The following is a 12,036-nucleotide window of genomic DNA, read 5'->3' as shown; positions in this document are numbered from 1 at the left end:
TCACAGATGAGTTAATAGTTTGTCGTACTCACTGTGAGAACCAATCCAAAACCAGACGATTGTGTCGGAGTTTTTCATTACGCCTACTGCGCGCCAGCCAATGCCAGTACGCACTGAATAAACTGGAATGCCAGTGTTTAACTTTTTGAATTCGAGGCTTGGATGGGATGGATTCTTTTTCCATAACTGATAATTTTTTCTAGCGGTTTGTTTTACTCGCTCAGGCAAATGACGGAACCGCTGTAAAAAGTCTTGCGTGAGTTCAGATTTCATCAAAACCCATCACAATTGTTTTCCCTTGCGCTGATTCGTTCAAAGCCTGTTTTGCTAATGCAGACAACCGCTCCTGCGGCTGTTGTAACGTTTTTTGCCAATTCAGTTCATTGTCAATATCTTCCAACCATTGCTCAATCATTTTCTCTTGCATGTCATCTGGCAAAGCAGAGACTTTTTGAATGATTTGTTCAAATCGGTTTAACATATCGTCAACCTGCTACAAGGTGATTGATAAAAATGGAGTGAAAATTAAACAATTTACTCTGACTGCTTTAATTTTCGTCTCAAGCATTAAAAACAACGGGGTATTGCGCAACGGGTAATTTGAGAATAAATAAAACGTCCGCCAGCATAATGGCAATAGCAATGACCCATGCAAAAATCGGGCGATCAATAAAAAAGTGTGCCATGTGATGATTCCTGTGGAGGGAATGGTTAGTGTATTCAATTAATCATATAAAATGGTCAGCTAATCTATTTTCACTTATTTATATGAGTACCAATAGCGCGATTTCGTCCCTGATCTTTGGCTGTATAAAGTGCTTTATCTGCCAGCGCAATTAAACAATCTGGGGTTAAATCATTATTAGGAATAACAGCGGCTACTCCGAGGCTGAGGGTGACAAATTGATGCACTTCAGATCGTTGATGCGGAATTGCCTGTTTTAAGATCGCCTCACGAATACTATTAGCAATAAATAATGCGCCCTCGACTGCGGTATTAGGCAAAATGATGACAAATTCTTCACCACCATAACGGCCGGCAAAATCAGTACTACGCTGAAGGGTTGTAGCGATTGTTTGGGCGACTTGAATTAAACAATCATCACCGCCTTGATGACCATAATGATCGTTAAACTTCTTAAAATAATCAATATCAATTAGAATTAACGCCAGCATTTGCTGTGCATGTAAATGACGCTGCCATTCTTGTAGCAGCGTATGATCGAAACAACGCCGATTAGGAATTTTAGTCAAGCCATCCAGATTGGCAAGGCGTGACAAAGCATCATTAGCTGCCTCTAATTCAGCGGTGCGTTCTTTTACTTTCTCTTCGAGCATCGCGGTATATTGCTCACGCTCGCGGTATAGCACTGCATTGGTAATTGCAATAGACGCTTGACCTGATAATAACTTAATTAAGTCAACTCGATCCTGCGTAAATGCTGCTGCTGACATATTATTTTCTAAGTAAATAATAGCGGTTAATTGCCCTTGATTGATAAGAGGATAGCATAGAATAGACAGTGGTTGTTTAGTTTGAATATAACTATCTTTATCAAATTTACTTGGCGCACTCGCATCATCTAATAACACCAGTTCTTTGGTACGCACAACATAATTCAAAATGGATTCTGGAAAGTGACCAGCAATGGTAGTTACCCCATGACTGTGAAGACCAATTTCGAGTTCTTGCTTATAAAACAGCAGACAACCCATTTCTGCGCCTGTATTTTCTAATAAAATATTTAATAAATTTTTTAATAGTTTTTCTAAAACAACCTCTTCACTAATCGATTGATTTGCTTTAATGATTGTCATCATGTCAAAAGTCGCTGATGCCGCAAGAGCCGATACGGTATTATGACTGGTTGATGAACCACGACTCGATACATGCTTACTACTCACTAATAGCTCGTTTGGATAATGTGTGTTTAAATGAGCAATCTTAGCGTTACTTCCCCATAATTCGTAATAATAGCGAGCTTCGCGTAGATAGGTTTTAGCAATGAGTATTCGGTTTTGTGCTAGATAAAATTTGGCGGCTAATTCATACGCCAGAGCAGCATCTTGAATGAATTCATGTTGTTGGGCACCGGCAATTGCTCGATCATAATAATCCATTGCTAAAGAGATATTGCCCAACACGCGGTATCTTTCTGCTTCTACTAAATCCAATTTGTGCTGATGGTTCATTGGTGCATGAGTTGACCAATTATGACTGATAATTATTTGATTATCAGTGACCCGTTGCATAATAGAGTCAAGCGCCTCATCCGCTGAAGTGATGCCCATTAAAGCAATTAAAGAATCGTAAAAATAGAACAAACTTTGCGTAAAGAGTGCGGCACCAGACATGACATATTGCCGCCCAATAAGCGCATGGGCGCGGGCTTGTGTAGTGTCATCAAATAATAAACACAACACCATATTATACAAATAGAAAAAATAAACTCCCACAACATCTTTTAATGATAATAGATGCGGCAACAATACATCACCATTGACAACATCACCGATAAAAGATGTCGGTTGCTGATTGTGTCCCAGTAAATTATCTATCGTCTGCAAATAAATCCGGCAATAATTTGCGGTTGTTAATTGTCCCCGCTTGGATAAATCATTGACATAAGCAGTGGTATCCTGATGAACCTTTGCTAAAGGCTGCCCTGACCATAATGATGCAATACAATGCCCATAAGCACTATAGCCACTGTATTCAAAATCACCAGTATCCAATGCGGTGGTATAAGCCTCTTTTAGAATAGGTATAGTTTCGTGCAGATGGGCATTACGATGTTTAATAAATAATGCAAAAACTGTTAGTACTGAGGCCTTGACTGGCAACGCATTATATTTGTATAAAACATCTAAAGCTAACTGTCCAAACTGAATTGCACTCACAATATCTTGCGTTAATTTGCATAGGATAGTGCCGTAGGTTGAATAGCTAAAACAAGAACTGGGCGCATTGCCGTACTGAATGGACAGTTTAACTGTTAATGAACCAATTAAATGGAAGAGTAACGAGCCGGCATTAAATGCAGCCGGCATAATACGATTGCCAATTTCAATCACCGCTAACATTGACGGGTTAGTCATCTCGGGCAGTTTAACTAATTCGTGAATGTGACGGTCTGTGAGTAGGATCGTATTTTGATGCAGTGCTTTTTCCACATCATCTATTGTCGGTGTGGTGGGAAATTGAATATCAAACCGTTGTAAAATTTCTTGACCAACAGCAAGTGCTTCGGAGATTTTATTGCGGGCGGCATTGGCTTGTATTCTAATAATATAAACCTTGACCATATCAAGTGCCGACTCTGCATTATCAATGACTGCATCAATGAAATGATCCATTTCAACAAAGTCACCACATAAAAATGCTAATTCTGCTTGTAATTCATGTAATACCAAGCTGGTCGTATAATTTTTCCAAATTTCATTACCCAATAACGCCAATCCAACAGTGGCATATTCTCGTGCGGCATAATAAGCAGCCGATGCCTTCGCTTTAAGACACGCCTCAATATTAAGTTGGATGATCTCGTTTTTTTCCAAAGGTTCATTAATAAGCGACAACCCTTGATTTAGTTGGTTGATAATGGAAAAAATATACTCTTCACGTTCACTAGGTGTTAATTGTTGTAATAAAATTCGTCCCAACTGGTAATGCGTTGCAGGTTTTTGCAATTCGGGAATTTGTGAATAAGCAGCCTGTTGAATACGGTCGTGAACAAATTTATATGGTGGCAACGGGTAGTTTTGACTATCCAATAACGCTAATTCAATATTTTCCCGCGTATCGAGTGGAATGACTAGGTTTTCTGAGACGGCAATATCCAGACAATCAATCACGTCGCGCAAGGTTGTCGCTTCAAATGCACTTAATAGCGGGATAGAAAATTGATTACCTACTGCGGCGGCAATTTTTAATATGGCCTGTGTTGACATAGGTAAGCGTTGAATTTTGCCAGTCATTAATTCCACAACATTGTCGGTAAAATTGCGTTGTTGAATATCGGCCAGATTCCATGACCATTGCAGCCTATGGCGGTCGAATCGTAGTAATGCTTCGGCATATAAAGATTTAAGAAATTCGTTAAGAAAAAATGGATTGCCCCCCGTTTTTAATTGTACTAATTCTGCTAAAGAACAAGCATGTTCTGGCGTAGTCTTGAGTGAATCACTAATGAGCTGCTTGATTGTTGTTAATTGCAGTGGCTTCAAAAAAATATAATCAATGATTGCGCCGCTATGCGTAATTTCATCTAAAGTGAGCATTAATGGATGTGCGGCGGATACTTCATTATCACGATAGGCACCAATTAAAAATAATGCTTGTGCTTCCCCGCTCATCAAAAGTTGTATCAATTTGAGTGAGGCACCATCTGCCCATTGAAGATCATCTATAAATAAGGTCAGCGGATGTTGAGGTTGTGCGAATACTTTAATAAAATTTTGAAAAACAAAATTAAACCGATTTTGCGATTCATTTGCGCCTAGTTCCGGCACCGGCGGTTGCTGACCAATAATTAACTCTAATTCTGGAATTAAATCTACGACTACTTGTCCATTAGCACCAAGGGCTGACAATAATCTATTTCGCCATTGACTAAGCTGCGTGACCCTTTCTGTCAGTACGGCTTTTACCAATTCACTCAGTGCTTGAACAATCGCACTGTAAGGGACATTACGTTGAAATTGATCGAATTTACCTGTAATGAAATAGCCACGTTTCTCAGTAATTGGCTTATACAATTCACGGACTAAAGCAGATTTACCAATTCCAGAATAGCCGGCAACTAATATCATACGCATTTGTGCACTGTCGCCAGTCACCAAATGAAAAGTATCGAGAAGAGTTTGTATTTCAGCTTCACGCCCGTATAACTTTTGTACTAATTGAAATTTATCTGAAATGTCGGCAGTTGCTAATGTAAATGGTTGAATACTGCTGGTGGTTTGTAATTGTTTTAAGCAACGCTCTAAATCGGTTTGTAATCCCCAAGCACTTTGATAGCGATCTTCCGCATTTTTTGCCATGAGTTTTAAGATGATGTCTGAAACTATTTGCGGAATATATGATTGAATTTCAGTTGGATTGATCGGTTGCCGCGCAATATGACAATGAATTAATTCCAAATCATCTTCAGTGATAAATGGCAGTTGTCCAACTAATAATTCATAGAACGTCACACCTAACGAATATAAATCTGTACGATAATCCAAACTGCGATTCATACGGCCGGTTTGTTCAGGTGAAATATAAGATAGAGTACCTTCAAGCACATTAGGATTTTTGAGCGTGGGATTTTCTCGGGTTAATCGAGTAGAAATGCCAAAATCAATAATTTTTAATTCTCGTGTTGCGGGATTATTAACAATATTAGCCGGATTGATGTCTTTATGAATGATATTTGCGTGGTGAATGCGGCCAAGTATAGAGGCAATATTAATTGCTAAAGGCAGAAAGTCATCGAGTGCAAGTGGGCAATCAGTATGCAATTTATTTAAAGATTCTCCATCAAAGTCTTCAATGAACATGACCAAAGTACGTTGATATTTTTTAAGACCATAGGCTTTGATAACCCCTTTTAATTTTAAGGAGCTAGTCAATTTATATTCTTGTTTATAACGCGCCAGCTCGGCAGCAGCTGGGTAGTCTTGTTTAAGAAACTTAAGAATGACTTTTTGTTTATCACTATCCCGAATAGCACGATACACTTCCGAATTAGCGCTTTCATACATTTTAGATAGAATTTGATAATCTACAATCATCAGTGTTTTCCAAAAGTTGGTAGTGCATTACTTAACAGGGTAACTTTTTATTTTAATTAAGCTGTTATATTTGCTCTATTTGATCGTAGTAGCGCAAGTATAATCAAAGGGTTGTACGCTATTTTAGCGGTCATTTTATGTTGGATTGACTATAGGTTAACAGTTTATTGTACTCACTGTGAGAACCAATCCAAAACCAAACGATTGCGTCGAAGTTTTTCATTACGCGCCAGCCAATGCCAGTGTTTAACTTTTTGAATTCGAGGCGCGGATTGGGATGGATGTTTTTTCCATAACTAATAATTTTTTCTAGCGATTTGTTTTACTCGCTCAGGCAAATGACGGAACCGCTATAAAAAGTCTTGCGTGAGTTCAGATTTCATCGCAAAAATCGGGCGATCAATAAAAAAGTGTGCCATGTGATGAATCCTGTGGAGGGGGAAGATTGAGTGTATTAAAAATACTCATCCCGTTTTAACAAAAAAGGGACAGCTACAGGTCACAACTAAAACTACCTATTTTTCTTTATTGAGATGACAGCGTACTTTTGACTTCAAAGATGATTACATAAACGCAAGTTGCTTTAGATTTTCAGGAGCGCTCGTGCTATTTTTCGATAGGATCGAAAGCGCATAATTTGAAATAAATAACTCGTTTCCTTTATCGGCTTTACCTTGTTTATAATTATTCATGCCGTATTGCAATTCCCATTCGTAAATGTTTGCAAACGCAAAGTTGTTTCGGATTTCTGGCGAATCATCATAGGTAATAAGCCATGAATGGTTGCATGTTTTCAGCGCACTCGCAAAATCATCGTGATTAAATGCGGTATGCAAAATGCCATTTTTTCCATACAATTTTGATTTCGTTGCTTTGAAATACGGTGGATCAAGAAAGGTAAATACCTCGTTGCCGCCACTCGTCAATACTTCACGGTAATCTAAAAATGTAATTTTAATTCCTTCTAATAACTTTCCAAGTTTTGCAACACGTTCAATTGAAGATTCAGTAAAACGTCCAACGAAAGCCAGTTGTGAGTACCCGCCAGATTCAACCACGCCCGAAAATGTAATTCGATTTAAAACAAAAAAACGGACGGCACGTTCTAATTCAGTCAAGGTGTCATTCTTCACCGTTAATAATTCGCTGAACAATGCCTGACCATGTGCGCGCTTTGTTTTAATTTTCAAAACTTCATGTGCTAATTTTTCAGAATCAATTTGAGCATATTTCCAGAACAAATAAAGTTCTGGATTGAGGTCGTTAATCCAAATTTTTAATTCTGGATAGGTTTGTCGCAGATAGATAAAAAACGACCCACCACCAACAAAAGGTTCTCTGTATTCCTCAAACGCTTTTGGCAAAAGAGATTTCATTTGTTGAATAGCGCGAGACTTGCCGCCGGGGTATCGTAAAGGACTTTTTATCATTGGGTGTTGGATGACATTTGCATGACAAATTTTTGTCACTATTCAGCCCAAATTGAATTTTAGAAAATGCAGTTAGATAGCGTTTATTTAATAAAACTGATCGTCCCCACGCCCGCGCATGGGAACGCGCTGGTCATCAATTTAATGCACGGGCGCCGCCGCCGCGCCCGCCTCAACCACCTTCACCTGCATCCCCGGCCGCACATGTTGCAATCCCTCCACAATCACCCGCTCACCCGCCGCCAAGCCGCTCTCCACCAGCCACTGATCGCCCTGAGTGCGGTTAATTTGCAACACATGCTGCGCCACCTGATTGTCCGCCGTCACCACCAGCGCCGTCGGATTGCCACGCCGATCGCGTTGCACCGCCTGCTGCGGAATCAAAATTGCATCCGCCCGCGTCCCCTCCTCGACCAGAGCGCGGACAAACATCCCCGGTAACAAAATACGGTCGGGATTGGGAAAGGTCGCCCGCAACGTCACCGTCCCCGTGCCTTGTGACACCGTCACCTCCGAAAATTTCAACCGCCCGGCGTGTGGATAGCGCGTTTCATCCTCCAAAATCAACGTCACACTCGGCTGTTCACCAGCCGGCCGTTGCAAGCGCCCATCCGCCAGCGCCTGCCGCAATCGCAACAATTGCGCGCTCGATTGCGTCAGATCAACGTAGATCGGATCAAGTTGTTGCACCGTCGCCAACGCCTGTTCCTGATTCGCCGTGACCAACGCCCCCTGCGTCAACGCCGACCGCCCAATCCGCCCCGCAATCGGCGCCTTGACCTGCGTGTAATCCAAATCAATCCGCGCCGCCGTCAAACTCGCCTGCGCCAGCGCGACTTCGGCATCCGCCTCCTTCAACGCCGCGGCGGTATCGTCAGAATCCTCCTGACTGACCGCCTTCGCCCGCAGCAAATTGGCGTAACGATTCGCCTTCAACTTCGCCCGCGCTTGCGTCGCCTGCGCCCGCGCTAACGCCGCCTCGGCACTGGCATAGGTCGCCCGATAACGCGCCGCATCAATCTGATATAACACCTGCCCGGCGCGAATCTGCGCCCCCTCCTGAAACGCCCGCGCTTGAATTAACCCGCCAACCTGCGGGCGGACTTCGGCAATTTGATACGGCGCAGCGCGGCCGGTCAGCTCAGTGGTCAAGGTCACGGGCGCGGTTTTGACCACGACCACGCTGACTTCGGGTGTACCGCGACCACCGGGCGGCCCGCCCGCTGCCGGCGCCGTCGCGTTATTGCAACCAGTCAACACGGCGGTTGTGGTGAATAAAAACCAGCACGAGGTGAATAATGAACGCGGCAAATAACGCAATAACACGGATGGCGACCTCGCAGATTAAACAATCAACAAAAAGCGGCTCATTTGATTAGATAGTTCGGATGATAACGAATAAAAACTTGCGCACATTCATTGACGCAAATAAGTCAAGGCCCGCGCAGTTAATGGCGTGGGTGTAATGCCCAAACGTTGAAACCCATCATCACCGCACACATTGCCTGCTAATAACATGCGCAATTGATCGCGGGTGACCGGAAACCACGCAAAGCGATCAAACACCGCCGCCACCGATTCAATCATCGCTGCTGGCGCTGGTACCATCAATTTGGATTTACCCGCCGCCTGCGCAATTAACGTTAATAATTGTTTCCACGTCATCCGCGCCGGCCCGCATAATTCATAAGTCTGACCAATGGTATCGGTACGATGACAGGCAATTGCAAAAGCGGCGGCGACATCATCCACCCACACCGGACCCAATTCAAATGAACCGGCATTCACCGGCAATACACCCGAATAAAACAGTGGCGCGGGCAGCAGGCTGTCAATCAATTCCGCTTTTAATTGGGTACAAATCTCCATCCGCCCCTGACCATGCGGATCACCAAAGATCACCGACGGGCGAAAAATGGTGAAATCCAATCCCGAGTCTTTTAATGCCTGCTCGGCTTGCAATTTGGTGATTTGATACGAAGTCATAGCCGCATCAATCCCATTTGCGCTCATCAATAAAAAGCGTTTCACCCCGCTCGCCTGCGCGGCGGCAATGGTATTTTTCACTCCTTGATAATGCAGCGCCTCAAAAGTAATGCCCGCCGCCGGCCGCTCGCGTAATAAACCTACCAAATAAATCACCACGTCACTGTCATCTAAACACGCTTGCAATGATGCCGGGTTATTTAATTCACCGGCAATCCAAGTGCAGCGCGGATGAGTAAAGGCTTTATGTTGACTGGTTGAGCGGACTAATAACCGAATTTGATGGCCGTCATTTAATAATTTCGCCACCACAGCGCGCCCGACAAAGCCCGTGCCGCCAATCACGCTAATCCGCAGTTTTGATCCCGATTTAGAGGAATTAGATGATGAGTTAGTAGTCATAGCGATTCGTTCCTTAATGGCAGTTATTTGACGTTTATAATAGCACCAGATTGTCGCGGTGAATTAACTCCGGATCCGCAATAAACCCCAGCAATTCCACAAATTCCGTACTCGATTGTCCTTGAATCCGCCGCGTTTCATTCGCATCATAATTGATTAACCCCCGCGCAATTTCATTACCGGCCAAATCCACACACGCCACCACCTCGCCGCGATTGAACTCGCCCTGCACCATTTTGACACCGACCGCCAGCAAACTTTTGCCCTGCTCGCGCAACGCCCGCACCGCGCCGGCGTCAATCATCACCCGCCCGCGCACCTGCAAATGTCCCGCAAGCCATTGTTTTTTCGCCACTTGTGGCTCTTGCACCGGCGTTAATAGTGTACCAACCAACTCGCCGTGATGAATGCGCGTCAAAATCTGCTCGCCACGCCCGGGCGCAATTACGGTGGCACATCCCGAGCGGGCGGCTAATCGGGCTGCGCGGATTTTGGTGGTCATGCCGCCGCTGCCTAACGCGCTGCCGCTGCCGCCCGCGACCACATCTAATTGCGCGTCATTCACCGGAATAGTGCTAATTAACGTGGCATCTGAATTAAAACGCGGGTCGGCGTCAAATAGCCCGTCTTGATCGGTGAGCAGGATTAATAATTCGGCTTCAATTAAATTGGCCACCAGCGCGGCCAGTGTGTCATTATCGCCAAAGCGCAATTCATCGGTGGCGACCGTGTCATTTTCATTAATGATCGGAATCACGCCCAGTTTTAATAAGGTGCGCAAGGTACTGCGCGCATTTAAATAGCGCCGCCGATCAGCCAAATCATCTCGCGTTAATAACACTTGCGCGGTGTGTAATCCCAGCCGTTGAAAGCCATCTTCATAGGCGCGCACCAAGCCCATTTGACCAATAGCGGCGGCCGCTTGTAATTCGTGCAACATCTTTGGCCGCCGCTGCCAACCCATACGCACCATGCCCTGCGCGACCGCGCCGGAGGTGACTAAAACTAATTGATGTCCATTGCGGCGGCGAGTGGCGATCTGTTCAATCCATAATTGCAAAATGTCCGGATCCAAGCCGGCACCGTCGCGGGTAATTAATGCACTACCAATTTTAACGACCCACCGTTTGGTAAAGGGAATGCGAGCGCGTGCAAACATGTTGATAATAATAACGTGGCAAGTTGAATGGCGAAATGGTCAAGGAGATTGGCAATGGTGTAATTGACCATTGCCAATGAACATCTTAATCGAGCGGATGCCAGGGCGCGGTTTGAGTCGGCGGGTTGCGTATTGAATTGGGCAATGAATCCGCTAATGAATCATCGAGCGGTTGTGTGCGCAGCACGTCAAGGCGCTGCATCAAGGCGTGACACAATTCAGTTAATCCATCACCCGTCAGCGCGGAAACGCAATACACCGGCCCCGTCCAATTCAAATCAGTGATTAACTGTTGCCGCGTGAATTCTAATTCTTCCGCATCCAATAAATCCGTTTTATTCAATACCAACCAGCGCTCTTTGTCATCCAGATTGGCGCTATACGCGGTCAATTCCTGTTCAATCGTGCGCACCTGTTCACTGGGCGACGGTAATTCGGGCAGTGGGGCGGCGTCAATTAAATGCAGTAATAAACGGGTGCGCATTAAATGTTTTAAGAATTGAATACCCAAGCCCGCGCCGTCGGAGGCACCGGGAATTAACCCGGGAATGTCGGCTAATACAAAATGTTGCCGCTCGGCTACGCGCACCACGCCGAGATTGGGATATAAGGTGGTGAATGGATAATCGGCAATTTTCGGGCGGGCGCTGGAGACTTGACTAATTAAACTTGATTTACCGACATTGGGTAATCCGAGTAAACCGACATCCGCTAATAATAATAATTCTAAATGCAGATCGCGGCGCTCGCCGGGGGTGCCGGGCGTGAATTGACGCGGGGCGCGGTTGACGCTGGATTTATAACGCGCATTGCCGATGCCGTGAAATCCGCCCTGCGCGACCAGTAACTGCTCGCCGTCGTTGAGAATATCGCCCAGCAAGTCTTGGGTTTCGGCGTCGTGAACCCGCGTCCCGACTGGCACGGGGACGAATAAATCCACGCCCGAGCGGCCGGTCATGTTGCGGCCGCGGCCGTTGTGACCGCGTTCGGCGCGGTGGACGCGCTGGTGGCGGAAGTCAATCAACGTGTTTAAGCCCGCGTCGCCGACTAAATAAATTGAGCCGCCGTTGCCACCGTCGCCACCGTCGGGGCCGCCGCGGGGAATGTATTTTTCACGGCGGAAACTGACGCACCCGCTGCCACCATCGCCCGCTTCGACGCGGATACCGGCTTCATCAACGAATTTCATTAATGCAATTTCACCGTTAATAATGACGCAATTCAATAATGACAAATGGTCTGGTTTGCACTGACCAATGTGATTAAAAACGTCCTGTGATT

General features: G+C 44.9%; 8 protein-coding genes and 1 pseudogene. All 9 read right to left on the bottom strand.

The window, feature by feature from the left end:
• Complete coding sequence (locus HUK38_RS05200; protein ID WP_182583171.1) at positions 1-273, bottom strand: ParE family toxin-like protein; 273 nt, start codon at positions 271-273, stop codon at positions 1-3.
• On the bottom strand, positions 263-481 hold the full coding sequence (locus HUK38_RS05195) for a hypothetical protein (protein ID WP_182583169.1): 219 nt from the start codon (positions 479-481) through the stop codon (positions 263-265). The genes HUK38_RS05200 and HUK38_RS05195 overlap by 11 nt, the downstream gene beginning before the upstream one ends.
• Before the next feature lie 91 nt (positions 482-572).
• A pseudogene (locus tag HUK38_RS05190) lies at positions 573-686 on the bottom strand (efflux RND transporter permease subunit); the annotation flags it as partial.
• A gap of 70 nt (positions 687-756) precedes the next feature.
• The gene (locus tag HUK38_RS05185; RefSeq protein WP_182583165.1) at positions 757-5,778 is read right to left on the bottom strand and encodes a diguanylate cyclase domain-containing protein; all 5,022 of its coding nucleotides are present in this window, start codon (positions 5,776-5,778) and stop codon (positions 757-759) included.
• Positions 5,779-6,341: 563 nt separating this feature from the next.
• Positions 6,342-7,247 carry a DNA adenine methylase gene (locus tag HUK38_RS05180; protein ID WP_202985512.1) on the bottom strand — a complete coding sequence of 302 codons (906 nt, stop codon included), beginning with the start codon at positions 7,245-7,247 and terminating at the stop codon, positions 6,342-6,344.
• Between the two features lie 102 nt (positions 7,248-7,349).
• Positions 7,350-8,534: an efflux RND transporter periplasmic adaptor subunit gene (locus HUK38_RS05175; protein WP_338065360.1), complete on the bottom strand. Its 1,185-nt coding sequence runs from the start codon at positions 8,532-8,534 to the stop codon at positions 7,350-7,352.
• Between the two features lie 90 nt (positions 8,535-8,624).
• Entirely contained in the window at positions 8,625-9,596 is a 972-nt protein-coding gene (locus HUK38_RS05170) for a complex I NDUFA9 subunit family protein (RefSeq protein WP_238787475.1), read from the bottom strand.
• A gap of 34 nt (positions 9,597-9,630) precedes the next feature.
• Positions 9,631-10,755 (bottom strand): glutamate 5-kinase, encoded by a 1,125-nt coding sequence (gene proB / locus HUK38_RS05165; RefSeq protein WP_182583163.1) that lies wholly within the window; start codon positions 10,753-10,755, stop codon positions 9,631-9,633.
• Positions 10,756-10,840: 85 nt separating this feature from the next.
• A complete protein-coding gene (cgtA, locus tag HUK38_RS05160) occupies positions 10,841-11,944 on the bottom strand; it encodes an Obg family GTPase CgtA (RefSeq protein ID WP_182583161.1) in 1,104 nt (367 codons plus the stop codon).
• Positions 11,945-12,036: the final 92 nt, after the last annotated feature.

The organism is Thiospirillum jenense, assembly GCF_014145225.1.
Taxonomy (GTDB): Bacteria; Pseudomonadota; Gammaproteobacteria; order Chromatiales; family Chromatiaceae; genus Thiospirillum; species Thiospirillum jenense.
The sequence above is the reverse complement of the archived record's forward strand: the minus strand, read 5'-3'. Positions and strand labels throughout refer to the sequence as shown.

Excerpts from the sequence above, each read along its gene's own strand:
- HUK38_RS05200 (WP_182583171.1), bottom strand. The coding sequence starts at position 273 with ATGAAATCTGAACTCACGCAAGACTTTTTACAGCGGTTCCGTCATTTG.
- HUK38_RS05195 (WP_182583169.1), bottom strand. The coding sequence starts at position 481 with ATGTTAAACCGATTTGAACAAATCATTCAAAAAGTCTCTGCTTTGCCA.
- HUK38_RS05185 (WP_182583165.1), bottom strand. The coding sequence starts at position 5,778 with ATGATTGTAGATTATCAAATTCTATCTAAAATGTATGAAAGCGCTAAT.
- HUK38_RS05170 (WP_238787475.1), bottom strand. The coding sequence starts at position 9,596 with ATGACTACTAACTCATCATCTAATTCCTCTAAATCGGGATCAAAACTG.
- proB (WP_182583163.1), bottom strand. The coding sequence starts at position 10,755 with ATGTTTGCACGCGCTCGCATTCCCTTTACCAAACGGTGGGTCGTTAAA.
- cgtA (WP_182583161.1), bottom strand. The coding sequence starts at position 11,944 with ATGAAATTCGTTGATGAAGCCGGTATCCGCGTCGAAGCGGGCGATGGT.